The organism is Streptomyces sp. CA-288835, from assembly GCF_050936385.1.
In the GTDB taxonomy this organism is placed as follows: domain Bacteria; phylum Actinomycetota; class Actinomycetes; order Streptomycetales; family Streptomycetaceae; genus Streptomyces.
The window spans coordinates 494,963-520,899 of sequence record NZ_JBNJMW010000001.1 but is presented as its reverse complement, the minus strand read 5'-3'; the positions used below and the strand labels follow the sequence as shown (position 1 = coordinate 520,899).

Sequence of the window (25,937 nt, the reverse complement as noted above, 5' to 3'; positions counted from 1 at the left end):
CCGCTTCAGCGGTTCAGCGTGCGGTCCAGCCTCCGTCGACGTACAGCTCCGAGCCGGTCATGAAGCCCGCGTCGTCCGAGGCGAGGAACGCCACGGCGCCCGCCACCTCCTCGGTCGTGCCCAGCCGGCCGAGCGGGGTGCCCTCGATCATCGCGGTGAGCCGTGGCGTGCCCTGCCACAGTTCCCGCGACAGGGGCGTCTCGATGAAACCGGGGTGCAGCGAGTTGACCCGTACACCGCGCCCGCCCCAGTGCAACGCCGCGTTCTTGGTCATCAGCCGTACGGCGCCCTTGGCCGCGTGGTACGAGAACTGGGCGCCGAAGCCGCCGACCGTACCGAAGATCGAGGCGATGTTGACGATGGAGCCGCCGCCGGAGCGCTCGATGGCCGGACCGCCGTGCTTCATGCCGAGCCACACCCCGGTCTGCGTCACCCCGATCACCCGGTCCCAGGTCTCGCGGGTCTCGGTCTCCACCGTGCCCATCGCGGCGATGCCCGCGTTGTTGACCAGCACCGACAGGCTTCCCAGACGGTCGGTCACCCGGGCGACGACCGTTTCCCAGGCCGTCTCGTCGGTGACGTCCAGGCGCAACCCCAGGGCGCCGTCCGGGAGTTCCCCGGCGAGCTTCTCGCACTTGTCCGCGTCGAGATCGGTGACCACGACGGTCGCACCCTCGGCCGCCAGCCGTCGCGCGATCGCCTCGCCGATGCCTCCGGTGGCGCCGGTCACCAGCGCCACCTTTCCCGAGAGCCGGTCTTCCCTCACCACTGCTCACACCCCTTCTCACGTACGCGGCACATCAGTTGCGCGGTACATCGATCGACAGACCGGAGCGCAGCAGTGTGGGCACCGCAGAGCCGACCCGGTCGAAGCCAGGGCCGACCGTGCGCCCGGCGAGATGGCGGGCGTGGATGCCCTCCGCGATGACCGCCAGCTTGAAGTAGCCGAGGGCCCGGTGGAACGGCAGCGCGGACACATCGCGGCCGGACCGCGCCGCGTACCGGTCCGCCAGCTCCGCGGCGGAGAGGAAGCCCGGGTTGGCCGCCGGGACGTGCCGTCCGCCGAGGACCGGCTCGCACGCGGGATCCCAGTACACGAGGAGCAGGCCGAGGTCGGCGAGTGGATCGCCCAGTGCGGCCATCTCCCAGTCGACGATCGCGGCGATCCGCCGCGGGTCGTCGGCGCTCAGGATGACGTTGTCCAGCCGGTAGTCCCCGTGCAGGACCGCCGGAGCGGCACCGTCGTCCTGCACCAAGGGCAGTCCGCGCTCCAACTTCCCGTGCAGCGCGTCCAGTTCGGGCAGTTTGCGGGTGGCGACGCGGTCCCACTGGCCGCGCCATCGCCGTACCTGCCGCTCCAGGTATCCGGCCGGGCGGCCGAATCCGCCCAGCCCGATCTCGTACGGATCGAGGGCGTGGAGCGCGGCCAGTTGGTCGACCAGCGCTTCGGAGCACCGCCTCGCGTCGTCGGCGGACAGTCCGGCCGCCTGATCACCGTCCCGCAGCACTTCGCCGTCGACGTAGGAGACGACGGTGAACGGCGCGCCGATCACCGACTCGTCCGTGCAGGAGAGCACGGTCCGCGGTACCGGGACGTCGGTGGCGGCGAGCGCGTCCATGACGCGGTACTCGCGGTCCATGTCGTGCGCGGTCGGGGTGAGCGTGCCAAGCGGTGGTCTGCGCAGCACCCAGCGGTGGGTGCCGTCGGTCACGAGGTACGTGAGATTGGACCGCCCGCCGAGCAGCAGGCGGATGTCCAGGGGGCCGGAGCACTGCGGGACTTCGCGCTCGAAGAAGCGCCGCAGCGCGGGCAGGTCCACCCCGGCCACGGTGGCGTCGCCGGGGGCGTTCCCGGGAGCTGACGCCGTCATCGCACACCCCCTTGCTCCCGGGCGGCCCGGACCGCGCGCTTGGCGATGGCCCACCGGTGGGTCTCCGACGGCCCGTCATAGACGCGGAACGGCCGGACCTCCCGGTAAAGGGAGGCCAGCGGCGCGTCCTCCGAGATGCCGAGCGCCCCGCAGATCTGCACCGCGCGGTCCACGACCCGGCCCACGGCCTCGGACACGAAGGTCTTCGCGATGGAGGTGTGCTGGGCGCCGGGCCTGCCCTGGTCGAGTTCCCAGCAGGCCCGCCAGAGCACCGCCCGGCTCGTCTCGATGTCGATCTCCGAGTCGGCCAACTGCTGCTGCACCATGCCCAGTTCGGCCAGCGGCCCGCCGAAGGCCGTACGTGTGGCGGCCCGGTCCAGGGCGATGTCCTGCGCCCGGCGGGCCACCCCGAGCCACCGCATGCAGTGCGTCAGCCGGGCCGGCCCGAGACGCACCTGCGCGTACTCGAATCCCTTGTCGGCCTCGCCGAGCACCGCGTCGTCGGTCACCTCGCAGTCGTCGAAGGCGAGTTCGCTGTGACCGGCGAACAGGGCCCGGTCCAGGGTGCCGATGTTCCTGACCACCTTCATGCCCGGATTGTCGGCGCCGATCAGGAACATGGTCGCCCCGCCCGGGTCGCCGGGCTCACCGCTGGTGCGCGCCATACAGATGGCGAACGCCGCCCCGTCCGCGCCGCTGATGAACCACTTGCGGCCGTTGATCCGCCATCCGCCCGGGACCCGTACCGCCGTGGTGGCCAGTGCCCGCGGGTCGGAGCCGGCGCCGGGGGAGGGCTCGGTCATCGCGAAGCACGACCGGGTCTCTCCGGCAGCCAGGGGAGCGAGGAAGCGAGCTTTCTGCTCCTCGGTCGCGACCACTTCGAGCAGATGCATGTTGCCCTCGTCGGGCGCCGCGCAGTTCAGGGCCAGCGGGCCCAGCAGCGAATATCCCGCCGCTTCGAAGACGACCGCCTGACCCCGCAGATCCAGACCGAGCCCTCCCCACCGCTGCGGGACATGGGGAGCGAACACCCCCGCCGCGCGGGCCGCCTCCTGCAGCCCGCGCCGCAGGGGTTCGGGACCCGCGTGCACGTCCCCGTGGCACTCCTCCTCCGCCGGAAGAACGGTGTCACGGACGAAGTCGGCGGTCCGCCGCGCGATGTCGGCGACGTCCCGGTCGATGTCGAACTCGATGGCCATACGGCCCCTCTCGATCCCGTTACCTGGTGCTGTACGAGGTCACTCCTGGACCCCACGCCATGCCAGCGCCCCGCCGTCGATGACGTACGAGGCGCCGGTGATGAACGCCGCGTCGTCGGAGGCCAGGAAGCAGGCCAGCTTCGCCACCTCCTCCGGCCGCCCCAGGCGCCGTACGAGCTGCGGCGCCGTCAACTCCCGCTCCATGGCGTCACGATCGTCGGCCGCCTCGAAGAAGTCCCGCGCCAGGGGCGTCTCGATGACGCCGGGGCAGAAGCAGTTGCAGCGCACCGGCGCCAGGTCGACAGCGGTGACCTTGGTGAGGTGGATGACGCCCGCTTTGGTGGTGCCGTAGATCGGGGCCAGGGCGAAACCGGTGAGCCCGGACACCGAGGCCGTGTTGACGATCGCCGGGCCGCGGGTGGAGCGCCGTAAGTGGGGCGCGGCGAACTTCGTCGTGAGCCACACGGCCTTGAGGTTGACCTCGTAGACCGCGTCCCAGACCTCTTCGGGGAGCGTGTCGATCGCGCGGTCGCCCGGCCGGTCCACCAGCGAGGATTCGACGATTCCGGCGTTGTTGACGAGGGCGTCGAGCCCGCCGAACCGTTCCGCCGTGCGGGCCACCATCGCCTCGATGTGCTCGCGGTCGCGCAGGTCGCAGACGATTGCCTCCGCCTCGGCCCCGGCGGCGCGTACGAGGTCGGCTGTCTCGGTCGCGGTCGTCTCGTTCCGGTCGGCGACCGCGACTGCCCCCGCGCCCTGGCGGGCCATCTCCACGGCGATCGACCGTCCGATGCCCTGGCCGGCGCCCGTGACGAGGACCGTCTTGCCGTCGAGCGAGCCCATGCCCATATCCCTGCTCCTCCTCACAGCTTCTCGAAGATGTCGGATCCCGCGACGGACATGGCGACGAAGACGCCCACGGATGTCACCAGCGTCATCACGAGCGCGATCGCCGCCACCAGCGGATAGGAGCCGTTGGCCCAGTAGTCGAACAGGATGGTGCCCATGACCTGCGTCGTGGGGGCCCGTACCAGCAGCGACGCGGTGAACTCGTGGGTGAGCAGCACGAACATCAGCGCTGCGGCACCCGCGAGCGTCGGGCGCAGCAGCGGCAGCACGATCTCGGTGTTGGTCCGCAGCGCACCCGCGCCGCTGGTACGCGAGGCCTCCAGATACGTGTCGCCGAGCGCCACCATCGCGGACAGTTGCATCCGGGTGGCGAAGGGCAGCATCAGCGTCACGTAGACGAGGACGATCACTGTTCGGGTGCCGTACAGAATGAACGGCTCACGGCTGTACGTCAGCAGGAAGCCGGCACCGAAGACGACGGCGGGGATCCCGAGGGGCATCGCCACGATGAAGTCGACCGCGGCCCGGATGATGCGGAACCGCCGCCCCTTGAGCAGCAGCGAGGCGGCGATGAAGCCGAGCGGCAGCGCGATGGCGACGGAGATGACCGAGGTGGTGAGGCTGTTGACGATCGCGTCGGTGATCCCCGACTCCTGGAACACCCGCCGGAAGTTGTCGAGCGTGAACCCGCTCGGTTGGATCTTCCCGCTCCAGAAGGCGGAGAGCGATACGACGATGAGCGCGCCCAGCGGCAGCGCCAGTGCCACCAGGCCGTAGAGAACGATGCCGGTGACCGCTACCCACGACGGCCGTCCACCGGACCGGAACGCCTTGCCGCCGTGGGTGACGAAGCGGCTGTGGTCGCCGAGGATCACCTTCTGGAAGAGCACGACGGCGATACCGAAGAGCAGCAGCGGTGAGCCGATCGCGGCGGCTTTGCCGTAGTCGACCGGGCTCTGTGACACGGCGACGTACATGTCTGTGGTGAGCACGTTGACGCCGTTGTTCCTGCCGAGCAGCAGGGGGCCCGTGAACTGGCCGAGTCCGAGGAGCAGGGCCACAAATCCCCCGTACACCAGGACCGGTCGCAGCAGTGGCAGCGTCACCCGGAAGAACACACCGGCCGGTGACGAGCCGCTGACCTGTGCCGCCTCGATCAGCTCCGCGTTGATGTTGCCGAAGCCTGCGCTGACGAAGAGATAGACGAAGGCGGTCAGGCCGAAGCCGGTGATGAGGACGATCCACGGCAGCGTGTAGATGTCTACGGGGCCTTCGTCGAGATGGTTCCACCAGGGCAGGTTGCGCAGCGCCGCGTTGAGGTAGCCGGGACGCGGCGAGAACAGGAACGCCCAGCCGGTCACCGCGGCCACGGCCGGCACCACGATGGGCAGGACCGGCACGACACGCAGCAGCCGCAGACGGGGTGGCAGGCGGGTCGCCGCCCAGGCCAGGAACGTGCCGAGGACGAGCGCGATGACCAGCGACCCCAGCGCCATACCGGCCGTCGTGCGCAGCGTCTCGGCCATGTCCGGGCTGTCGAAGGCGGCGCTGTAGCCACGGGCGTCGTCCTCAAAGGCCAGCCGCTGCAGGCCCACCAGCGGAGCGATCACCAAGTAGCCGATGACGGCCAGGAAGACGAGCGCGCCGAGGCGCGGCAGATGGCGCCGCGCACGGGTCAACGCCGTTGGGTGCTGCGGCACTTGGGGTGGCGGTGTCGTCGTGTGGGAGGGAGAGGGGGCGGGTACGGCGGGTGCGGCCACGACGTCACGCTCCCACTGCTGCGGCAGGGGCGTGCCCTGCGGTCCGTACCCCGTCGGCGTCGTAGTAGATGGCCGCGTCCTTGGCGAACCACGCGGTCACCTGCTGTCCGCGCGACAGACTCCGGGCCCATGGCTTGCCGGTCAGCGGCGCCCGCGCGTGCAGGCGGCTACCGGCGATGGTGACGACCACGTCCATGTGACGGCCGCCGAACTGTGCGTCGACGACCTCCGCCGGGAGGCCGACGCTGTGGGCCGGGGGTTTCTCCTCGGCGGGACAGAGCTGAAGGTCGTCGGGGCGCAGCCGGGCGGCGACCAAGCTGTGCGAGCGGGGTACCGGGAGTTCGTCGGCCACTGCCTGGGCCGCTGAGCCGTCGGCGCCCGGCTGGTCGGCGAGAGCCCATCCCTCGCCCTGACGTCGGAGCGGGAGCCGGTTCGACATTCCGATGAAGCCGGCGACGTACTCGGTGGCCGGTTCCTCGAAGACCCGCTCCGGCGTGTCCAGTTGCTCGATCCGCCCCGCCTTCATGATCGCCAGACGGTTGCCGAGCGCCAGTGCCTCGCTCTGGTCGTGGGTGACGAAAACGGCGGTAAAACCCAGTCGTGCGTGCAACTCGTGGAGCTGTGCGCGTACTTGGTCGCGCAGCCGGGCGTCGAGGTTGCTCAGCGGCTCATCGAAGAGCACCAGGTCGGGCTGGGCGGCCAGACCGCGGGCCAGCGCGACCCGCTGCTGTTGGCCGCCGCTGAGCTGCGCCGGATAGCGGTCGAGCAGGGCGGCGCAGTCGACGAGCTCCGCCGCCTCCTCGATCCGCGTCCGCGCCTGCTCACGGGGAACTCGTCTGGTTCTGAGGGGATATCCGATGTTGCGGCGCACTGTCATGTGCGGCCACAGCGCGTACGACTGGAACACCATCCCGATCCGGCGCTTGTTCGGAGGGAGGTTCACCTTCCCTCGTAGATCCAGCACTGTCTCGTCGCCCAGAGAGATGCGTCCCTCGTCGGGCGTCTCCAGGCCGGCCAGACAGCGCAGCGTCGTGGTTTTCCCGCAGCCGCTCGGGCCGAGCAGAACGATGAACTCGCCCGGCTCGATCTCCAGCGACAAGTCGTCCACCGCGACAGCCGGCGGCTTGCCGGCGAACCTTTTCGTCAGACCCTCGATGCGCACGTGGGACACGGAGGACTCCTCACATCCAAAGACCGAGACGTTCCTAGACCGAGACGGTCAAAGACCGAGTGAGTGGGCACCGTCGTGGGTGCCCACACTGCTGTGCACCGGCACTGGCCGACGCACCCACCGCCCCTACTGGAAGAGGGACTTCCACTTCTTCTGGTACGCGGCCACGGCCTCCGGGGTCAGCTTGGCCGGATCCTGCACCCGTACCTTGTCGTTGGTGATCACAGTGCCGGGAACCTTGGGCAGCACCGCGCCGGCGGACGGCGTGATCAGCTCCTGCCCCTCGGCGGTCACCATGAAGTTGGCGAACAGTTGGCCGGCGTTGGGGTGCGGGGCGCTCTCCAGCACCATTCCGTAGTACCGGGCGCCCCACGTGCCGTCCGGCGCCATGCGGTAGTCCACCGGCGCGCCCTTCTTCTTGGCGGGCTCGAGAGCGATCGGCGCTATGAAGCTGCCGGCGGCGATCTCGCCGGACGTCAGGGCCTCACCCATGGGCAGGGAGCTGGGGTAGATGCGGGGCTTCTGGGCGGCCAGCTTCTTCACGAAGTCGGCGCCGTACGTCTCCTCCAGCCACAGGTAGAAGTCGACGATCGAGGGCGCGGTCGGCTCGATGACGCCGATCTTTCCGCCTGCGAGGGACGGGTCGAGCAGGTCCGGGTAGTCGGTCAGCCCTTGGGAGTGGAGCTTGGTGTTCCAGCCGAAGGTGAGTACGGCGGAGTTGGTCTCGAAGTAGTTGCCGTCGTGGACGTACTGCTTGGCGTCGTAGTCGCCCTTGCCGGTGAGTTCGGGACCGGTCGGCGCCAGGAACCGCTTGGCCTCGGCCTGCGGCTTCACCCAGGACAGGCTCGCGCTGACGTACATGTCGGCGATGCCCTTGCCGGTGTTGAACTCCGTCTCGACCTTCACCCCGAGGTCACCGTCGACGCCCCGGACGGTCTTGACGTCGATCCCCGGGTACTTGGCCTCGAAGGCTTTGGCGAGGTTGTTGAGGGCGGTCAGATCCTGGGCCGAGTAGACGGTGAGCTGTCCTTCTTTCTTCGCTGCGGCGACCAGCTCGTCGATGCCCGCCGACGCGGGCACGACCTTGGACTCGGCGTTGTTGGCGGTGCCGCCGCCGCACGAGGCGACCAGCAGTGTGGTGATCGACAGCACGATGAGCAAAGCCCCGCGCCGTCGCGGATCTGATCTCATTCTCGGCTCCCTTAGGTGAACCGGCCCCGGCCGAACCGGCGCACAACCAAGCGAACTTTGCGCTGGACCGTGGCCGGATGGCCAAGATTGCGTGGAAGTTACCAAACTGAACTCGGTTAGGCAATACTGTTCACAGCTGTGCGGGGGATGGGTTGAGGGAGTGGTCGGGGTGGTCGCGCGCTGCGCTTTTCACGGCACCGGGCTGCACTGCGGAGTTGGGTGGGGTCGATCTGTGTGCGGAGCCAGGTGGAGTGGCCCGGCAGTACGGCCAGGCCGCCTCCAAGGTGGCGTAGGTTGGGCTTATCTCAGTTCAGTTCGGCGGCGTGGGCTCGGTAGGTCCGGCGCCCACACGACGTGCCTCAGTCGACGGTGCCCTCACGATGCGCGCCGTCATCGATCCGCACAAGCGTCTTGCCGGTGTTGTCGGCCCGCAGCAGGCCTGCCAGTGCCGTGGGCGCCTGCGTCAGCCCGTCAACGATGTTTCCCGGCAACGGAGTTGACCCTCGCGCATCCACGCGCCCACCTGGCGTTGCATCTCGGGCAGCAAGCGGGCGTGGCCGCTGGCCCGGAAGCCGCGGATCGTCAGGCTCTTCGTCACCGCCAACATGAGGTTTCCGGGGCCGCGGGACGGCTTCTTGGCCGCTTACTCCGCGCGCCTGCGGTCAGCCTGGCCATTCCCGCTCACCAGAACACGCTCGAGGGCACTCCTGCTGGAGCAGCTCGTTACCCCTTTCTTGACGTGCGTTGCGTGTCAGTCAGGGACGAGTACGGCCCGCCCCCGCACCTGGCCCCGGCGAAGCCGGCCGATTGCCTCCGGTGCGGCGGACAGCGGGAACTGCTCCGTTTCGACGTGGATCGCCCCCGAGTGGGCCAGCGCGACGACCTCGGCGAGCTCGGGGCGGGTTCCCCAGAAGGGGAGTGAGAGCCGGAATCCCGGCGGGAGAACGCCCGGCTTGGAGACCGTCAGCCGGCCGCCTCCGCTGCCGACGACGGCGAGTTCGCCCCCCGGACGCAGGATGCCGGCCGCGAGTTCCAGCGTCTGCGTGGTGCCGACGAAGTCGAGTACGGCGTCCGCTCCCGCTCCCGCGCCACCGCTCCGCTTTCGCAGGACATTCGCGGTGTCGGCCCGCAGCAGGGTGCCGAAGTCGGCGCCGGAGCGGTCCGCGAGAGCGAGCGCCTCCTCCCGGACGTCGACCGCCAGTACGCGGCTCGGGGTGGTTGCGCGGAGGATCTGCACAGCCAGGTGACCGAGTCCGCCGACACCGATCACGACGGCGGTGGTGCCCTGTTCGAGCGCGTGCCGGAGACCGGCCACGGCGTGATAGGACGTCAGGCCTGCGTCGGAGAGCGGAGCCGCCTGAGCGGCCGGCAAGTCGCCGATCGGTACGAGGTGGCGGGCGGACGGGACGAGTACGTAATCGGCCATTCCGCCGTTCTGGCCCAGTCCCACGCCGTGCCAGGCGAGGGTGTCGCGCCGGTCGCAGTAGTTGTCCCGGCCGGCGGCGCAACGGTCGCAGGTTCCGCAACCCCATGGTCCGTACAGCACCACGCGGTCGCCGACCGACACCCCGTCGGCGTCCGGTCCCAGGGCCACGGTCCGCCCGGCGACCTCGTGGCCGAGAGTGAACGGCATCCGGTAGGGGAGGGCTCCCGGAGCCGCGTCGATGACGTGCAGGTCGGAATGGCACAAGCCGGTGGCCTCGACGCGTACCAGCACCTCGGTGCCGTGCGGGACGGGTTGCTCGACCTCGGTCTGCGTCGGGGGCTCGCCCCACGCCGTGAGCCGCAGTGCCCTCATCTTCACCGTCCCAGGTCTTGTCAGCCCCGTGGCCGTCACGGTAACAGAGGTGAAGTCAGTTCAATAGATCGGGGAAGGCAGTGAAGGAGGGATTGGCTTGACGCGCAGCGACGTTCAGGCGGGCAGGTTCGCGGGCAAGGTCGCGATGGTGACAGGCGCCGGCTCCGGCATGGGTGCGGCGGTCGCCCGGCAGTTGGCGGCGGAAGGGGCGCGGGCCGTCGTCCTGGCCGACGTGAACGGCGAGGGCGCCGTGGCCATCGCCAAGGAACTGTCCGCCGCCGAGGCGGTCGCATTCGACGTGGCGGACGCGGCGGGCGTCGACGCCGCCGTCCAGGACGTACTTCAGCGGCACGGACGGCTCGACGTCCTTGTGCACGCGGCCGGGGTCGACGACCCCGAGGCCAAGCAGCACATCGCGGACGCGCTGGTCCAGGGGCGGCCGGTCGAGCTGACGGATTCCCTCGACGACGCCTCCTGGCGGCGCGTCATGCGGGTGAACCTGGACGGCACGTTCCACATGCTGCGCGCGGCGGTGCGGGTTATGCGGCCCTTCGGTGCCGGGGCGATCGTGGTGATCGGTTCGTCGTCGGCCTTCGACACCCCCGTCGGCTATCCCCACTACGCCGCCTCCAAGGCGGGTGTGCACGCACTGGCTCAGGCTGTGGCCAAGGAGGTCGTCGCGTCCGGAATCCGCGTGAACGTGGTGGCTCCGGGGCCGACGGAGACGGGGATGGCGGCCCGTACGCCCGAGGCGCTGCGAGCCGGTTTCGCCGACCCGCTGGTGCGTCCGTATGCGACGCCCGAGGAGATCGCGGACATCGCTCTCTTTCTCGCGAGTGATGCCGCGGCGAACCTGGTCGGCGCGGTGTTGCTCGCCAACGGGGGCCGGTTCACCGCCTGAGCGGGTTCCGGTCCGCTCTGCCCTGCCGGGGGCGAAGGTGCCCCAATCAACTCGTGCACGGGTCTTGCCTGTCTTGCAAGTCGATGCCTATGTTCTCGAATTGAGTTCAGTTTGTAGATCCGTTTCGCAGCTCTGAGTTCGCCGCTCTCAGTTCTCCGGCACACGAGCACGAGGGGACCCTATGCACCGTCGCCATCCCGAGATCGACCCCCAGCTGCTGTCCGAGACCGACGAACAGCGGCAACTGCGCGTCGTCCTGCGGGACTTCTACACCGAGACGAGCGGTCCCGAGGACGTCCGCAAGCATCTGGCCACCCCGCGCGGATACGACGAGGTGCTCTGGACGCGGCTCGCGGGCGAGATCGGGGTGCACGGACTGGCTGTGCCCGAGGAGTACGGCGGCTCGGGCTTCACATTCGCCGAACTGGCCGTGGCCCTGGAGGAATCCGGGCGGGCCCTCAGCTGCGCTCCGCTGCTGCCCACGGTGGCTCTCGCCGCCCACGCCCTGCTGTACAGCGACGACCGCGCGGCATGCGAGCGATACCTGCCGCGGATCGCCGACGGCACGCTCACCGCGACCGTGGCCGGATTCGACACCGAAGAGCACGGCGTCATCGCCGAGCAGGGCAGCGCGGGCTGGGTGCTGCGCGGCCGGGCGGACTTCGTGCTCGACGGGGCCGGCGCGGACCTGATCCTCGTACGGGCCCAAACCCCCGCGGGCGCCCGGCTGTTCGCCTGTGAGCCAACCTCACACTCATGTCGGCGGACTCCGCGCTGCGTCCTGGACGAGACGCGCCGCCAAGCGCTCGTGGAGTTCCTGGGCGCCCCGGCCACCGCCGTGGGCACGGCGGAGGGTGCCGAGGACATCGTCTCGGCGACCTTCGACACCGGGCGGGCCGCGCTGGCCGCCGAGCAGGTCGGGGGCAGCGGGCACGCGCTGGATGCCACGGTCGAATTCGTCGCACAGCGCCACCAGTTCGGGCGACCCATCGGTTCCTTCCAGGCTGTCAAGCACCGGCTGGCCGATGTGCTGGTCGCGCTGGAGGCGGCACGCTCGGCGTCGGCGTACGCGACCGCCTGCGCCGCCGTCGCCTCACCGCAGCTGCCGGTGGCCTCCTGCGCAGCCGCCGTGGTCTGCTCCGAGGCCTTCCGCCTGGCCACGGCCGAATACGTGCAACTGCACGGCGGCATCGGCTTCACCTGGGAGCACCCGGCCCATCTCTACGTGCGCCGCGCACGCAGCAGCGAGGTGCTGTTCGGCACGGCGGACGGGCACCGGGTCCGGCTCGCCGAACTCATCGGTCTCGCTGCCCGCTCAGCCGCCTGAACGGACACAGAGGTCAGCGAAGAGAGCCGTATGACGCCAACGCCAAGCACCGCACAACTTGCCCTCGCCGCACCATTCACACTCGGCGGGCTCACCCTCCGCAACCGCCTTGTCGCCACCGCCCACGCAACCGCCGCCGTCACCGACGGTGCCCCCACCGAGACCGACGCGGCCTACTGGCGGCGACTGACACAGGGCGGCGCCGGCATGGTGATCACCGGAGGAACCGCCGTGGCCCCCGAGTCGACGCTGCCGCAGCGCTATCTGACCGAAGCGTGGCGCCCCGAGATCAAGGACGCGGTACGCCGCCGTGCCGAGGCCATCACCGACGGGGGCGCTGTGGCCGTCGCACAGCTCGTCCACCTCGGCAGGGAGACCCTGGGCGCCGGCACCTACTACGCGCCGGTCTCCGCCGCGGCCGTGCGCTCGCCCCGCGAGGCGACCGCGCCCCATCCGCTGAGCACCGAAGAAGTACGCGGCGTCGTCGACGCCTTCCGCATCTCGGCGGCGAACAGCGTGCAGGCCGGTTTCCACGGCGTGGAGTTACACGCAGGCCACGGCTACCTGCTCGCGCAGTTCCTCTCCCGGGTCAACAACACCCGCGACGACGAGTACGGCGACCGCATCGCCCTCCCGGCCCAGGTGATCGACGCCATCCGCACCGAGATCGGTGAACTTCCCATCGGCGTACGGGTGTCGGTGGAGCCCGGCGAGAACTCCGGACTCGGTCTGGACGACCTGATCGAGCTGCTGCCGCGCCTGTGCGCCGCCGCGCCCTTCGCGTACGTCAACATCACCACCGGCGTCCGCAACACCTACGTCCCCGGCATGGCCACCACCCGCCCGCCGCTGCTGGAGTCCGTGGCCCGGCTCCGCTCGGCCGTCGCCCTGCCGCTCCTGGTCAGCCAGGGCTTCCGGTCGGTGACGGACATCGAGCGTGCGCTGGACTCGGGGGCCGATCTGGTCGGCATGGCCCGGCCGTTCATCGCCGACCCCGACTTCGCCCGCAAGGTGATCGCGGACGACGAGCGGTCCGTACGCCCCTGCACGGGCTGCAACGAGGGCTGCCGGACCTTCGAGCCCACCGGATCGTGCTCGGTGAACCCCGAACTCGGCCCGCCGGGAGCCGCCGGCCGCCCGGCCGTCCCGTTGCTGCTCACCCGGCCGGTCGAGCCGCTGTCGCGCACCCTGCCGGACTCCCGCAGTGAACCTGTCGCAGTCCTGGGAGCTGGCCCCGCCGGCATGGAGTGCGCGATGGCACTCGCCCGATCCGGCGCCGAGGTGACCGTCTTCGACAAGGCTCGGCAAGTCGGAGGTCAGGCGCGCCTCGCCTCCCTCGGCCCGCATCGCTCCGGCTGGCAGAAGTTCGTCGACTACCAGCGCGAGCAGCTTGCCGCTCTCGGCGTGCGAGTGCTGCTGGGCGCCTTCCCGGGGGCGGACGACATGGCGGCGTACACCCAGATCGTGCTCGCCACCGGCGCGGAGGAAGAGCCCGTCCCCGTGCCGGGCGAGCTTCGGACGCTCACCAGTACGGATTTCCTGCGCCGGTACGGGGACGTCGTACCAGAAGCACTCGGCGTCGCCGTCCTCGATGACGGTTTCGGCTGGTGGCAGGGCATCAGCGCGGTGGAGAGCGCGCTGTCGGCCGGCGCACGGGAGGTCACCGTCATCACACCCGGCACCGGTTTCGCGACGGGCCTGTCGCCTGAGAACCGCACGCAGCTGATGAACCGCCTCACCGGCGCGCCCCTGCGCGTCGTCGCGATGAGCACCGCGACCTCGACGACCGCCGACGGCGTGCGCCTGCGCCATGTGCTGGACGGTCAACAGATACACCTCGCCGCCGACATCCTGGTCACCGTCGGCGAACGCCGCCCGCACCGCCCCGACTTCACTCCGGCCGCCCATCAGACCGTCCGCGCGGTCGGCGACTGCGTCGTGCCGCGCCGCATCGCGCACGCCGTCGCGGAGGGACGCGCGGCCGCAGCGGCCGTCGCCGCGCGGGCCGCGCAGCCGCTGTGACGATCGGCGCGCGGGCAACGGCCGCGTACCGCGCCGATGCTGACACTTCTGACCGCGTGCGCTCGGGGCGATGCCCTGTGACCCGCCGCGCGACCGGCCGGCGCCGAACAATTCTCTTCCTCCAGAAGGTTTCCACCCCAGTGGTTCCGCGTTTCCGCAGAGAGGCAGTCACCACATGGCACACGACTACGACCGCATCCTCATCGGAGGCCGGCTCACCGCCCCCTCCACCGACCGTGTCGCACAGGTCGTCTCACCCAGCACCGAGGAGGTCATCGGCCACGTCCCCCTGGCCTCCACGGCGGACATCGACGACGCAGTCGCCGCGGCCCGGCAGGCGTTCGACACCGGCCCCTGGCCGACGTGGACCGTGCACCAGCGCGCCGCTGCCCTGCGCGACCTCGCCGACCGCCTCGACACGCGCGCGGCCGAACTCGCCGGTCTGGCCATGGCCGAGACCGGCTGCCCGCGCGGCTTCGCCGAGGGGTACTTCGCTGTCGCCCCCTCCAACTACTTCCGTTTCTACGCCACTTTGGCCGAGGGATTCGCCTTCGAGGAGGAGCGGGTCAACGGACCGACCCGCACCCTGATCGTCCGTGAACCCGTCGGCGTCGTCGTGGCCATCCCCGCCTGGAACGGTCCACTCCCGCTGACCACCCAGAAGATCGCCGCCGCTCTCATGGCCGGCTGCACGGTCATCGTCAAGGTGCCGGTGCAGGACCCGCTCGCCTGCCATGTGTTCGCCGAGGTCGTCGCCGAATCGGCCGTTCCCGAGGGCGTCATCAGCCTGTTCGCCGCCGATGCCGCGGAGAGCGAGTACGTGGTCGCCCACCCGGGTGTGGACAAGGTCAGTTTCACAGGAAGCACCGCCGTCGGCGCCCGGATAGCCGAGGCCTGCGGTCGCGACATCCGCCGTGTGACGCTGGAACTGGGCGGGAAATCCGCGGCCATCGTGCTGGAGGACGCCGACATCGACGCCGTCGTCCCGGCTCTCGTCGGTTGCGGCGCCGCCTTCATGCAGGGCGAGATCTGCACCGCCCAGACCCGCATCCTGCTGCCGCGCTCGCGCTACGCCGAGTTCACCGAGGCCTTGTCCCGCCACATGAGCGCCCTGCCCATCGGCGACCCGGCCGACCCCGCGACCGTGATCGGACCGCTGATCACCGAGGCGCACCGGGCGCGTGTCGAGGAGTACATCGCTCTCGGCCGGAAGGAAGGGGCCACCGTCGCATGCGGCGGCGGCCGCCCTGCGGGCCTGACCACCGGCTGGTACCTGGAACCCACCCTGTTCACCGACGTCACCAACGACATGCGGATCGCCCAGGAGGAGATCTTCGGCCCCGTCGTCGTCGCCATCCCGCACGACGGCCCCGACCACGCCGTCGAGCTCGCCAACGACTCCCCGTACGGGCTCTCCGGAACCGTCTGGACCCAGGACGAGGAAGCCGCCCTCCGGATCGCTCGCCGCGTGCGCACAGGAACCTTCAGCATCAACAGCTACACCCTCGACATCAACGCCCCCTTCGGCGGCAGCAAGAAGTCGGGCATCGGACGCGAGAACGGCCCCGAAGGCCTCGACGACTTTCTCGAGCCCAAGTCGATCGCCCTGTCCGGCGCGCGCCTGAGCGGCTGATACGCCCGCCTCCCGCCTGCGATTCCTTCATCTCCCACATCTCTGGACATCTCCTTCAGCGCTTTCATCTCCGTGATCTCCGTGATCTCCGTGAACTCAAGTCTTTCGTCTCAAAGAAGAGAAGAGGTAACCATGGCGCGTCGCATAGTGGTGTGCGGCGGAGGTTCCGCCGGTGGGGTCCTGGCCGCCCGGCTGAGCGAGGAACCCGCGAACACCGTCACGCTCGTCGAGGCGGGCCCCGACTACCGCACCCCGGAGGAGACCGCCCCCGAGGTGCTCGACGCCAACCAGTTCGGGTTCACCACCCACGACTGGGCCTACGAGTCGGCCGACCACGTCGTCGATGCCGACAGCATCCCGATGTTCGGGATCGTCGAGCAGGGCGTCGTGCCCGTCCTCCGCGGCAAGGTCATCGGAGGCTCCTCAGCCGTCAACGGCGCCAACGCTCTCCGGCCCACGCCCGAGGACTTCGCCCGCTGGACCGGACTGGGCAACGACCGCTGGTCCTGGGACCAGGTCCTCCCGTATCTGAAGAAACTGGAGGACGATCCGGTCGGCGGAGAACTGCACGGCACCGGTGGACCCGTACACATCGAGCGCTTCACCGAAGGCAACGGGCTGCGCCCGGTCATGGCCGCGTTCCTGGAGGCCTGTGCGCAGGCCGGCCACCCCATCCACGAGGACATCAACGGCGTCCGCAGGCGTGGTGCGGGCCCGGTCCCCTTCAACCGCAAGAACGGCATCCGCCAGAGCTCGGCCCTCGCCTACCTCGGCCCGGCCCGCCACCGCGAGAACCTGACCGTATTAGGCGAACGGACCGTTGACCGCGTGGAGTTCGCCGAGGACGGGACGGCCCAAGCGGTGATCCTCGGCGACGGCACCCGCCTCGAAGCCGATCTGGTCGTCCTCTCCGCCGGAACCGTCGGCAGCCCGGCGGTCCTGATGCGTTCCGGCATCGGACCGCGGCGGCTACTCGAAGAGCTGTCCATCCCCGTGATCCAGGCCCTCGAAGGCGTGGGCAGGAATCTGCGCGACCACCCGATGGTGTACCTCACCTATGCCGTGGACGAGGAGGCTGTCGGCGAACTCCTCCCGCCGCTGCAGACCGTGCTGGCCTTTTCCTCGGCAGGTGCCGACAGCGCAGGCGAAGTCGACCTGCACGCACTGCCGTTCACCATGGAACCAGGAGTGATGCTGGTGCCGCTCGGCCTGGTCCGTCCGTACTCGCTGGGCAGGGTGGAGATCACCTCACGCGATCCTGAGGCCGCCCCGCAGATCCGGCTGGGCCTGCTGGACCACCCCGACGACGTGCGGCGCATGGTGGCCGGTATCCGCCAGGTCCGGGAGATCATCGGCTCGGGCCCAATGGAGAAGTACGTACGGGCGGAACAGTGGCCCGGACCCGCGGCGACCACGGACGCCGACCTGACCCGTGCCGTTCTGCAGGGCAAGAACACCTACTGCCACGCCGTGGGCACCTGTGCGATGGGCGGTGCCGGAACCCCGACCGCGGTGGTCGACGAGAGCGGCAAGGTACACGGCCTCGACGGGCTGTACGTCGTCGACGCTTCGATCATGCCGGACATTCCGGCGGTGCCGACCAACACCACCGTGATGATGATGGCCGAGCGCTGCGCGGACGAACTGCGCCGAGGCGACTGACCGCCGACATGCCCACGCCGTACGACCGCAAGCCGCGGCCACGCCCGTACGACCGCACCGTATGAGTGAGTCGGACGCCGGATGTCCGGCGTCCGACTCACCGGCATGAGATGCCCCACTTTCCGGTTTGAATCAGGTTCGGTTCGATCAGCTGGCAGAAGTCTTTTAGGTTCGTCTCCAGTCTGGCCTCACCTTCGGAACGTGTCCCGATCAAAGGGTTGACAGCACACCTTCGTCCTCGCAGACTCGTAGTGAATTCAGTTCAATTGGGAGGCCGAGATGGCAGTGGAAGACGAGATCCAGTTCGAGCGCGACGGACACGTCGCGCGTGTGTGGCTCAACCGCCCGTGGAAGAAGAACTGCGTCACCGTGCCGATCCTGGACCGGCTCGACGAGATCATCACCGAGGTCGACGAGGACCCGGAGCTGCGGGTCCTGGTGGTCCGCGGTCGCGGCGGCACCTTCTGCTCGGGCTTCGACCTCGACAGCCTGAAGGCGGAGTACGTCGGCAAGTCGAACGCGATCGACGTCGCGGTGAAGTCCGCGAAGGTGTGCGACCGCCTCTACTCGATGAAGACCCCCTCGGTCGCGGTCCTGGAAGGCCATGTCACCGCCGGCGGCTTCGAGATCATGATCTCCTGCGACTTCGCCATCTCCGCGGACGACGCCAAGATCGGCGACTTCCACATCCGCCGCGCACTGTTCGGCGGAGCCGGCCCGATCTACCGGGTGCCGCGCATGATCGGCATCCGCAAGACCAAGGAGCTGATGCTCACCGGCAAGCTCCTCTCCGGCATCGAGGCCGCCGAGTTCGGGCTGATCAACAAGTCCGCCCCGGCCGACAAGCTGGACGCGACGGTCGAGGACTTCATCGCCGACCTCACCGACAAGAGCCCCTTCACGATGTGGCTCACGAAGATGACGATCGACCGCAGCCTGGACGCCGATACCCAGTCGCTGATGGTGATGGAACACCTCGCCGTGGGCGTGGCCCTCAACTCCGATGACGCGAACGAAGGCGTGTCGGCGTTCCTGGAGAAGCGCGAACCCAAGTGGACGGGGCGCTGATCCGGATGGCCACGGATCCGCGGAGTCCGACCGCCACCGCCGTCGGGCTCCAGGGCTCACGCTGCTCCGGCGACGGCTGCGCGGTGACGGTCTACCCCGCGGATGACGCCTGCCCGCGCTGCGGGGGACCGGCCGATCCTGCGGTCCTCCACGGCACCGGCACGCTGTGGACCTGGACAGTGCAGCGGTACGCCCCCAAGTCGCCGCCCTACCAGCCTCCGCCCGGCGGCTTCGAACCCTTCGCCCTCGGCTACGTCGAACTCGCGGAAGGCGTGCGCGTGGCCGCCGTACTCGAAGTCGACGACCTCGACGACATCCGTATCGGCATGCCCCTCACCGTGACCGCCGGCAACGGCGGCGTACCGCGGGCCAGGCCCACGACACCCGGCGAGGAGGGGACATGAGTACCGACGTGCTGATCTGCGGCGCGGGACGCACCCCGTTCGGCCGGTCGGAGGCGAGCGGTCGGCAGCTCGCCGTCCACGCCGTGAACGCCGCGCTGGCGGACGCCGGGATCGAGTGGTCGCGGGTCGGGGCGGCGTTCGGCGGCAGTGACAGCGCCGGACTCGCCGACACCCTGGTCGCCCAACTCGGCCTGACCGGCCTGCCGTTCGTCAACGTCAAGAACGGCTGCGCCACCGGCGGCAGCGCGCTGGTCTCTGCCGCGAACGCTATCCGCTCCGGCATGGCGGACGTCGTCCTCGCCGTCGGCTTCGACAAGCACCCGCGCGGCGCCTTCGATCCACGGCCCGAGGACTGGGGGCTGGGGGAGGAGTACGGCAGCGACGGGCTGATGGTCACCACCCAGTTCTTCGGCATGAAGATCCAGCGCTATATGTACGACCACGGGATCACCCCGCGCACTCTCGCACTGGTCGCCGAGAAGGCGTACCGCAACGGTGGCCTGACCCCCGAGGCATGGCGCCGCAAGCCGGTGTCCGCCGAGGAGATCCTCGACTCCGGCATGGTCAGCGATCCGTTGACCCGCTACATGTTCTGCTCTCCGGGCGCGGGCGCGGCCGCGCTGGTGCTCTGCTCGCCCGAGGCCGCCCGTGCCTTGGACGGACCGTCGGTCACTTTGCGCTCGGCGGCCGTACGCACCCGGCGTTTCGGCTCGTTCGAGGTGTTCAGCCCGTGGATTCCCGGAGGCGAACTGACCAGCGTCAGCCGTGACGCCTCGGCCGCCGCCTTCGAGGAGGCCGGGATCGGCCCCGGCGACATTGAGGTCTGCCAGTTGCAGGACACCGAGAGTGGCGCCGAGGTCATGCACATGGCCGAGTGCGGCTTCTGCGAGGACGGCGAGCAGGAGCGGCTGCTCGCCTCCGGTGCCACCGAGATCGGCGGGACGCTCCCGGTCAACACCGACGGCGGCTGCATCGCCAACGGCGAACCCATCGGCGCCTCCGGCCTGCGCCAGGTCTACGAGATCGTCCAGCAGCTCCGCGGACGGGCCGGCGAACGCCAGGTCCCCGGCGAACCCAGGGTCGGCTTCACCCATGTGTACGGCGCCCCCGGCGTGAGCGCCTGCACGGTGCTGTCCCGCTGAAAGTCCCGTGAACGCCCCGCCGATCGAAGGTGGAAGAAAGAGATGAGCGGTATCCCGGAACCCGAGGAGTTCCGCGCCCAGGCCCGGCAGTGGCTCACCACGGTCGCCCGGCCCCGCGCCGACGACGGAGAGTGGGGCAGCGGCTCCGACTCCGTCGCCGTGTTCGAGAACTGGACCGAGGAGCAGGAGCGCGAGCACACCTCCCGCACCCAGGAGTGGGAACGTACCCGCTACGACCAGGGGTGGGGCGCCCTCAACTGGCAGGCGGAGTACGGAGGGCGCGGCCTGCCCGCGTACTACGAGCAGCTCTACCGCACCGAAGAGGCCGCCTTCGACGTGCCGCACCGCACCGAGGTCTTCCCGGTGACGCAGCAACTCGTCGCCCCCGCGATCGGCATCTGGGGCACCGAGGAGCAGAAGAAGCGCTGGCTGCGTCCCATGCTCCGTACCGACGAACTGGCCTGCCAGCTGTTCTCGGAGACCGAGGCAGGGTCCGACCTCGCCGCGGTGCGGACCAGGGCGGTGCGCGAGGGCGACCACTGGGTGCTGACCGGGCACAAGGTGTGGACCTCCGGCGCCCGCGTCGCGACCTGGGGCGTCGCGGTGTGCCGTACCGATCCGGACGTACGCAAGCACGCCGGCATCACCGTCTTCCTGGTGCGCATGGACGCGCCGGGCGTGACGGTACGGCCCATCCAGCAGATGACCGGCGGCACCAGCTTCAACGAGGTCTACCTGGACGGCGTGGTGGTGCCCGACAGCGACCGGCTCGGGCCGGTCGGCGAGGGCTGGCGGGTCACGCTCAGTGTGCTGGCCGCCGAGCGGCTCGACTCCGGCAACCTCGGCCTGGACAACGCCGACCGGGCGCTCGAACTGGCCGGGAACCTGCCCCGCCCACTCACCGGCAGCGAGCAGCAGCGGGCCGCCGACCTCCACATCCGCACCCTCGTCCAGCGGCTCATCGGACTGCGGGTGACCGCCGCCCTCGTCGCCGGACGGGAGCCCGGCGCGGAAGCCTCGGTCGGCAAGCTCTACGCCACCGAGACCATGCGGCGCACCAGCGATCTGGTCTCGGAACTGCTGGGCCCGAGTCTCGTCGCGGACACGTGGGAGTGGGGCACCTACGCCTGGACGGAGCACCTGCTCGGCGCTCCGGGCTACAGCATCGCGGGCGGCACCGACGAGATCCAGCACAACATCCTCGCCGAACGCGTCCTCGGTCTGCCCAAAGAGCCGCTGCCCAAGGAGCCCGTCCGATGAGCACGGCCACCGAGGTGCCTCAGTTGGCCGTCAGGGTTCGCGAACGGCTCGCTCACCGTCATCCAGGCGCTCCCATAGGCGAGTTGGCGGTGCTGCCCGGCGGTCACTCGGGGCTGACGTACTCGGTTACGGCAGGCGATGCCAAGTACGTCGTCAAGGCAGTACCTCCGGGGCAGCGGCCCGTCGGACGCAACGACGTGCTGCGCCAGGCGCGTGTGCTGGGCGCGCTGGCCGGGTCCACGGAGCGGGTGCCGGTGCCGGGCGTCGCGGCCATCGACGAGACCCAACCGGCTTGGTTCGCCATGGACTTCGTGGCTGGGGAGGCCGTCGAGCCCGTACTCGACGAGCCCGAGGTGCCCGCCGCCACGGCCCGCGCCCGCATGCTGGAGATCGCCTCCGTCCTGCGGCGGCTGCACGCCACCGACACCCGGACGCCCGGGCTCGACGCGCCCGAACCACTCGACGCGGCAGGTGAGTTGGAGCGTTGGAGCCGCACCCTGCACGCCGTACCACCGGAACTCCGACCGGGCGGCGAGGAGTTGCTCGCTCGCCTGGCCGCCGACGTGCCCGGCGGCATGCCACCGGTGCTGCTACACGGCGACTTCCGGCTCGGCAACGTGCTGTGCGTCGGCGAGCGCGCGGTGGCCGTCGTCGACTGGGAGATCTGGAGCGTCGGCGATCCGCGCATCGACCTCGGCTGGTTCCTGCTGTTCGCCGACCACCGCAACTTCCCTCAGCTGGGGCGCGCCGTGCCCGGCCTGCCCACCGAGGCCGAACTGCTGGACGCCTATCTCGACGGTCGGCCCGCGCTGCCCGCGATGGACTGGTTCCGGGCGCTCGGCCGCATGAAGATGGCCGCGATCATGGGCCACAACCTGCGCCGGCACCGCGAGGGCAAGCACCACGACCCGGACCAGGAGCGACTGCCGCCCACCATCGCCGCGATGATCCGCACGGCACGCGACATCCTCGGCTGATCCGGACCCACCACACGAACCTCGACGAATCCCGGACAGGAGCAATCGTGGACTTCGGATTCTCGCCACGGGCGAGTGAACTCCAGGACCGCATGCGGTCGTTCATGGAGCAGCACGTCTTCCCCGCGGAAGCGGTCTACGACCGGCAGCTGGCCGAGGCCGACGATCCGCACGCGCTGCCACCCGTGATGACCGAACTGAAGGAGAAGGCGCGCGCCGAGGGCCTGTGGAACCTCTTCATGGCGCACGGCGACTGGGGCGCGGGCCTCACCAACCTCGAGTACGCGCCGCTTGCCGAACTGGCGGGACGCTCGATCATCGGCCCTGAGGTGTTCAACTGCTCGGCACCGGACACCGGCAACATGGAACTGCTCGCGCTCTACGGCACTCCAGAACAGCAGGAGCGCTGGCTGAAGCCCCTCCTCGACGCGGAGATCCGCTCCTGCTTCGCCATGACCGAGCCGGAGGTCGCCAGCTCCGACGCCCGCAACATCCGTACCCGCATCACCCGCGACGGCGAGAGCTACGTCGTCAACGGCCGCAAGTGGTACACGTCCGGGATCCTCGACCCCGACTGCAAGCTGATCATCCTGATGGGCAAGACCGACCCGGACGCGCCCACCTACCGGCAGCAGAGCATGCTGCTCATCCCCCGCGACACACCGGGCGTCACGGTCCTGCGCGACCTACCGATGTTCGGCTACACGGACCGGCTCGGACACGGCGACGTCCTCTTCGAGAACGTCCGCGTGCCGGTGGAGAACATCCTCAGAGGAGAGGGAGAGGGCTTTGCGCTCGCCCAGGGGCGGCTCGGGCCTGGACGGATGCACTATGCGATGCGCGCCGTGGGCTTCGCCGAGCGCGCCCTTCAGCTGATGTGCGAACGCGTCACCGAACGCATCGCTTTCGGCGGGCCGCTCGCCGACCAGGGCGTCGTACGCGAGTGGATCGCCCGCAGCCGCATCGAGATCGAGCAGCTGCGCCTCCTCGTCCTCAAGTCCGCCTGGCTGATGGACACCGTCGGCAACGCCGCCGCCCGCATGGAGGTCGCCGCGATCAAGGTCGCGGCGCTGGAGGTCGCCCACAAGGTGGTCGACCGCGCGGTGCAGGCGCACGGCGCGGCGGGCGTCAGCGACGACACCGTGCTGGCCCGGCTGTACGCCATCACGCGGGCGCTGCGCATCGCCGACGGCCCGGACGAGGTGCATCTGCGGACCGTCGCCCGCCAGGAACTCGCCAAATACAAGAAGACCGACACGAAGACGGGGGCAGCGTGAGCTCCAACACCTACGACGGCGGCGGCAACACCCTCGACGGCAAGGTCGCCGTCATCACCGGCGGATCCCGCGGCATCGGCCTCGGCATCGCCACCGCCTACCGAGCGGCCGGCGCGCACGTGGTGATCGCGGCCCGCAAATCCGCCGGACTCGCCGAAGCGCGCGAGGAGTTGCTGCGCGTCAAGGGCAACGGCGACGTACACACGGTGGTGGCCAACGCCGGCGAACCCGAGCAAGCACAGGCCTGCGTCGACGAGACCATGGCCCGCTTCGGCCGGGTCGACATCCTCGTCAACAACGCGGCGACGAACCCGTACCACGGCGATCTGCTCGACCTGGACCTGCCGCGCGCGGAGAAGACCGTACGCGTCAACCAGTACGGCATGATCGCCTGGACCCGCTGCGCCTGGCGGGCCTGGATGGCCGAGCACGGGGGAGCGGTGGTCAACATCGCCTCCGTGGGCGGGCTGATCGTCGATCCGCACATCGGCTACTACAACGCCACCAAGGCCGCCATGCTGCACATGACCCGGCAGCTCGCCTACGAACTCGGGCCGCGGGCACGGGTGAACGCCATCGCCCCCGGACTGATCAAGACCGAACTGGCGCGCGCGGTATGGGAAGTACGCGAGCCGATCCTCACCGCCAAGCTGCCGCTGCGGCGCCTCGGCACGGTGGAGGACGTGGCGAACGCGGCGCTGTTCCTGGCCTGCGACGCCTCCTCCTGGATGACCGGCCAGACCCTGGTGCTCGACGGCGGCGCAACCGCCCTGCCGATCGGGGTGGACGAGTGAGCGCGCCGACGCCCCCAACCGCCGCCGAGTTGTTCTCGCTTCAGGGCAGGACAGCCATCGTCACCGGCGCCTCCGCCGGGCTCGGCGCACGCTTCGCCGCCGTCCTCGCGCAGGCCGGCGCCACCGTGTTCGCCGCCGCCCGCCGTATCGACCGGCTGAAGGAACTCGCCGACTCCGACGCCCGTATCCACCCCGTCGCCTGCGACGTCTCGCTCGCCGCCGACCGTACGCGGCTGGCCGAGACCGCGCTCGACACCACCGGTCGCATCGACATCCTGGTCAACAACGCGGCCACCTCCGGCGAGACCCGCGCCGAGAACGAATCCCCGGACGCCTTCGCCGACGTCCTCGGCGTCAACCTCACCGCGCCCTTCCACCTCGCCCGCCTCACCGCCGAGGCGCCAGGCCCCGCCGACGGCAGGAGCATCATCAACGTCTCCTCCATCCTCGGGCTGGTGACCGCCGCCCCACTCGGCGGCGCGAGTTACTCGGCGTCCAAAGCCGGACTGCTGGGAATGACACGGGAGTTGGCCGGGCAGTGGGGCGGCAGCGGCATCCGTGTCAATGCGCTCGCTCCCGGCTGGTTCCGTACCGAGATGACCGCGGACCTCTTCGGCGACGAACGCTCCAGCCGCTGGGTCGAGCGCAACACCCTGCTCCGGCGCGGCGGCGACGGCCACGAACTCGACGGCGCGCTGCTGTTCCTCGCCTCGGACGCCTCCTCGTACTGCACCGGCCAGGTGCTGACCGTCGACGGCGGATGGACCGCGCGATGAAGGCCGCGGCGACAGGGGTCGGCATCGAGATCGACGACGGCGGACTGGCCCGCGTCACCCTGCGACGGGGCGAGGCGGGCAACGCCATCGACCTGGACATGGCACGCGGACTGCTGGACGCGGCGCGGGTCTGCGCCCGTGAGGCCGTACGGGTCGTGCTGTTGACCGGCGAGGGGAAGTCCTTCTGCGTCGGCGGCGATCTCAGGGAGTTCTCCCGGTTCTCCGGTGAGGACCTGGAGAAGCACCTCACCGCGGTGACCGACGCGTTGCACGATGCCCTGCGGATGTTCGCGGCGAGCGACGCTCCCGTGGTGGCCGCCGTGCAGGGAGCCGTCGCGGGCGCGGGCGTCGGTCTGGCCGCGGCCGCGGATGTGACCCTCGCTGCCGACAACGCCTCGTTCACCGCCGCGTACACCGGGATCGGTTACTCACCGGACGCCGGAGTCAGCTGGTTCCTGCCCCGGCTCGTCGGCCCCAAGCGGGCCCTGGACCTGCTGCTGACCAACCGCCGCGTTCCGGCGGCGGAAGCCGCTGAGATCGGGCTGGTGAGCAGGGTCGTCTCCGCCGACCGGCTGGCAGCCGAGGCCGCGTACACGGCGGAGGCCCTGCGTCGCGGACCCACCGCCGCCCTCGGCGCAACCCGCCGCCTCGTCGCCGCCGGACTGACCACGGACCTCGGCGCGCACCTGGACCACGAGGCCCGCGCGCTCGTCGCCGCGGCCGCCTCCGAGGCGGGCCGTGAGGGCGTCGCAGCTTTCCTCGGAAAGCGGACGCCCGACTTCACACACGTCCCGCCCAGCAGCTGAACCGTTGGTGCTCGAGACTCTTTGACCTGAAAGCCGATTGGCAACTGAA

Annotated in this window: 23 protein-coding genes; 14 read left to right on the top strand and 9 right to left on the bottom strand. The window is 70.2% G+C overall.

Annotation, left to right across the window (positions count from 1 at the left end; genetic code table 11):
* Positions 1-13: 13 nt before the first annotated feature.
* From ACQEVY_RS02550 to ACQEVY_RS02510, 9 genes are all read right to left on the bottom strand, one after another.
* Positions 14-766 (bottom strand): SDR family NAD(P)-dependent oxidoreductase, encoded by a 753-nt coding sequence (locus ACQEVY_RS02550; protein WP_432955031.1) that lies wholly within the window; start codon positions 764-766, stop codon positions 14-16.
* A 34-nt stretch (positions 767-800) separates the two neighbouring features.
* The gene (locus ACQEVY_RS02545) at positions 801-1,871 is read right to left on the bottom strand and encodes a phosphotransferase family protein (RefSeq protein ID WP_432944328.1); all 1,071 of its coding nucleotides are present in this window, start codon (positions 1,869-1,871) and stop codon (positions 801-803) included.
* Positions 1,868-3,070, bottom strand: a complete 1,203-nt coding sequence (locus ACQEVY_RS02540; RefSeq protein ID WP_432944326.1) for an acyl-CoA dehydrogenase family protein — start codon at positions 3,068-3,070, stop codon at positions 1,868-1,870. The genes ACQEVY_RS02545 and ACQEVY_RS02540 overlap by 4 nt, the downstream gene beginning before the upstream one ends.
* 39 nt (positions 3,071-3,109) lie before the next feature.
* Positions 3,110-3,919: an SDR family NAD(P)-dependent oxidoreductase gene (locus ACQEVY_RS02535; RefSeq protein ID WP_432944324.1), complete on the bottom strand. Its 810-nt coding sequence runs from the start codon at positions 3,917-3,919 to the stop codon at positions 3,110-3,112.
* A 14-nt stretch (positions 3,920-3,933) separates the two neighbouring features.
* Entirely contained in the window at positions 3,934-5,598 is a 1,665-nt protein-coding gene (locus ACQEVY_RS02530; RefSeq protein ID WP_432944322.1) for an ABC transporter permease, read from the bottom strand.
* Positions 5,599-5,683: 85 nt separating this feature from the next.
* Positions 5,684-6,850 (bottom strand): ABC transporter ATP-binding protein, encoded by a 1,167-nt coding sequence (locus tag ACQEVY_RS02525; RefSeq protein WP_432944320.1) that lies wholly within the window; start codon positions 6,848-6,850, stop codon positions 5,684-5,686.
* 126 nt (positions 6,851-6,976) lie between these two features.
* Positions 6,977-8,041, bottom strand: coding sequence for an ABC transporter substrate-binding protein (locus tag ACQEVY_RS02520; protein ID WP_432944318.1), 1,065 nt, complete (start codon positions 8,039-8,041; stop codon positions 6,977-6,979).
* Between the two features lie 359 nt (positions 8,042-8,400).
* Positions 8,401-8,556, bottom strand: a complete 156-nt coding sequence (locus tag ACQEVY_RS02515) for a hypothetical protein (RefSeq protein ID WP_432944316.1) — start codon at positions 8,554-8,556, stop codon at positions 8,401-8,403.
* Positions 8,557-8,792: 236 nt separating this feature from the next.
* Complete coding sequence (locus tag ACQEVY_RS02510) at positions 8,793-9,839, bottom strand: NAD(P)-dependent alcohol dehydrogenase (RefSeq protein WP_432944314.1); 1,047 nt, start codon at positions 9,837-9,839, stop codon at positions 8,793-8,795.
* 97 nt (positions 9,840-9,936) lie between these two features.
* Here ACQEVY_RS02510 and ACQEVY_RS02505 point away from each other — a divergent pair, with 97 nt between their 5' ends.
* From ACQEVY_RS02505 to ACQEVY_RS02440, 14 genes are all read left to right on the top strand, one after another.
* Positions 9,937-10,740 (top strand): SDR family NAD(P)-dependent oxidoreductase, encoded by an 804-nt coding sequence (locus ACQEVY_RS02505; RefSeq protein ID WP_432944312.1) that lies wholly within the window; start codon positions 9,937-9,939, stop codon positions 10,738-10,740.
* 181 nt (positions 10,741-10,921) lie between these two features.
* Positions 10,922-12,067, top strand: coding sequence for an acyl-CoA dehydrogenase family protein (locus ACQEVY_RS02500; protein ID WP_432944310.1), 1,146 nt, complete (start codon positions 10,922-10,924; stop codon positions 12,065-12,067).
* A 30-nt stretch (positions 12,068-12,097) separates the two neighbouring features.
* Positions 12,098-14,089, top strand: a complete 1,992-nt coding sequence (locus tag ACQEVY_RS02495; protein WP_432944308.1) for an FAD-dependent oxidoreductase — start codon at positions 12,098-12,100, stop codon at positions 14,087-14,089.
* Positions 14,090-14,264: 175 nt separating this feature from the next.
* Positions 14,265-15,722: an aldehyde dehydrogenase gene (locus tag ACQEVY_RS02490; RefSeq protein ID WP_432944306.1), complete on the top strand. Its 1,458-nt coding sequence runs from the start codon at positions 14,265-14,267 to the stop codon at positions 15,720-15,722.
* 132 nt (positions 15,723-15,854) lie between these two features.
* A complete protein-coding gene (locus tag ACQEVY_RS02485; protein WP_432944304.1) occupies positions 15,855-17,384 on the top strand; it encodes a GMC family oxidoreductase in 1,530 nt (509 codons plus the stop codon).
* A 279-nt stretch (positions 17,385-17,663) separates the two neighbouring features.
* Complete coding sequence (locus tag ACQEVY_RS02480) at positions 17,664-18,452, top strand: enoyl-CoA hydratase/isomerase family protein (RefSeq protein ID WP_432944302.1); 789 nt, start codon at positions 17,664-17,666, stop codon at positions 18,450-18,452.
* Positions 18,453-18,457: 5 nt separating this feature from the next.
* Positions 18,458-18,856 (top strand): Zn-ribbon domain-containing OB-fold protein, encoded by a 399-nt coding sequence (locus ACQEVY_RS02475; protein ID WP_432955030.1) that lies wholly within the window; start codon positions 18,458-18,460, stop codon positions 18,854-18,856.
* Positions 18,853-19,998 (top strand): thiolase family protein, encoded by a 1,146-nt coding sequence (locus ACQEVY_RS02470; protein ID WP_432944300.1) that lies wholly within the window; start codon positions 18,853-18,855, stop codon positions 19,996-19,998. Before ACQEVY_RS02475 ends, ACQEVY_RS02470 begins: the two co-directional genes overlap by 4 nt.
* A 42-nt stretch (positions 19,999-20,040) precedes the next feature.
* The gene (locus ACQEVY_RS02465) at positions 20,041-21,258 is read left to right on the top strand and encodes an acyl-CoA dehydrogenase family protein (RefSeq protein ID WP_432944298.1); all 1,218 of its coding nucleotides are present in this window, start codon (positions 20,041-20,043) and stop codon (positions 21,256-21,258) included.
* Positions 21,255-22,235: a phosphotransferase family protein gene (locus ACQEVY_RS02460; RefSeq protein WP_432944296.1), complete on the top strand. Its 981-nt coding sequence runs from the start codon at positions 21,255-21,257 to the stop codon at positions 22,233-22,235. The genes ACQEVY_RS02465 and ACQEVY_RS02460 overlap by 4 nt, the downstream gene beginning before the upstream one ends.
* 47 nt (positions 22,236-22,282) lie before the next feature.
* A complete protein-coding gene (locus tag ACQEVY_RS02455; protein WP_432944294.1) occupies positions 22,283-23,512 on the top strand; it encodes an acyl-CoA dehydrogenase family protein in 1,230 nt (409 codons plus the stop codon).
* Entirely contained in the window at positions 23,509-24,306 is a 798-nt protein-coding gene (locus ACQEVY_RS02450; protein WP_432944292.1) for an SDR family oxidoreductase, read from the top strand. The genes ACQEVY_RS02455 and ACQEVY_RS02450 overlap by 4 nt, the downstream gene beginning before the upstream one ends.
* The gene (locus tag ACQEVY_RS02445) at positions 24,303-25,082 is read left to right on the top strand and encodes an SDR family NAD(P)-dependent oxidoreductase (RefSeq protein ID WP_432944290.1); all 780 of its coding nucleotides are present in this window, start codon (positions 24,303-24,305) and stop codon (positions 25,080-25,082) included. Before ACQEVY_RS02450 ends, ACQEVY_RS02445 begins: the two co-directional genes overlap by 4 nt.
* Positions 25,079-25,888 (top strand): enoyl-CoA hydratase/isomerase family protein, encoded by an 810-nt coding sequence (locus ACQEVY_RS02440; protein ID WP_432944288.1) that lies wholly within the window; start codon positions 25,079-25,081, stop codon positions 25,886-25,888. Before ACQEVY_RS02445 ends, ACQEVY_RS02440 begins: the two co-directional genes overlap by 4 nt.
* The last annotated feature ends 49 nt before the right edge of the window (positions 25,889-25,937 follow it).

What these genes read in the sequence shown, in the direction of transcription:
- ACQEVY_RS02545 (WP_432944328.1), bottom strand. Translation starts at nt 1,871, where the DNA reads ATGACGGCGTCAGCTCCCGGGAACGCCCCCGGCGACGCCACCGTGGCC.
- ACQEVY_RS02540 (WP_432944326.1), bottom strand. Translation starts at nt 3,070, where the DNA reads ATGGCCATCGAGTTCGACATCGACCGGGACGTCGCCGACATCGCGCGG.
- ACQEVY_RS02535 (WP_432944324.1), bottom strand. Translation starts at nt 3,919, where the DNA reads ATGGGCATGGGCTCGCTCGACGGCAAGACGGTCCTCGTCACGGGCGCC.
- ACQEVY_RS02520 (WP_432944318.1), bottom strand. Translation starts at nt 8,041, where the DNA reads ATGAGATCAGATCCGCGACGGCGCGGGGCTTTGCTCATCGTGCTGTCG.
- ACQEVY_RS02510 (WP_432944314.1), bottom strand. Translation starts at nt 9,839, where the DNA reads ATGAGGGCACTGCGGCTCACGGCGTGGGGCGAGCCCCCGACGCAGACC.
- ACQEVY_RS02500 (WP_432944310.1), top strand. Translation starts at nt 10,922, where the DNA reads ATGCACCGTCGCCATCCCGAGATCGACCCCCAGCTGCTGTCCGAGACC.
- ACQEVY_RS02495 (WP_432944308.1), top strand. Translation starts at nt 12,098, where the DNA reads ATGACGCCAACGCCAAGCACCGCACAACTTGCCCTCGCCGCACCATTC.
- ACQEVY_RS02490 (WP_432944306.1), top strand. Translation starts at nt 14,265, where the DNA reads ATGGCACACGACTACGACCGCATCCTCATCGGAGGCCGGCTCACCGCC.
- ACQEVY_RS02485 (WP_432944304.1), top strand. Translation starts at nt 15,855, where the DNA reads ATGGCGCGTCGCATAGTGGTGTGCGGCGGAGGTTCCGCCGGTGGGGTC.
- ACQEVY_RS02480 (WP_432944302.1), top strand. Translation starts at nt 17,664, where the DNA reads ATGGCAGTGGAAGACGAGATCCAGTTCGAGCGCGACGGACACGTCGCG.
- ACQEVY_RS02475 (WP_432955030.1), top strand. Translation starts at nt 18,458, where the DNA reads ATGGCCACGGATCCGCGGAGTCCGACCGCCACCGCCGTCGGGCTCCAG.
- ACQEVY_RS02470 (WP_432944300.1), top strand. Translation starts at nt 18,853, where the DNA reads ATGAGTACCGACGTGCTGATCTGCGGCGCGGGACGCACCCCGTTCGGC.
- ACQEVY_RS02465 (WP_432944298.1), top strand. Translation starts at nt 20,041, where the DNA reads ATGAGCGGTATCCCGGAACCCGAGGAGTTCCGCGCCCAGGCCCGGCAG.
- ACQEVY_RS02460 (WP_432944296.1), top strand. Translation starts at nt 21,255, where the DNA reads ATGAGCACGGCCACCGAGGTGCCTCAGTTGGCCGTCAGGGTTCGCGAA.
- ACQEVY_RS02440 (WP_432944288.1), top strand. Translation starts at nt 25,079, where the DNA reads ATGAAGGCCGCGGCGACAGGGGTCGGCATCGAGATCGACGACGGCGGA.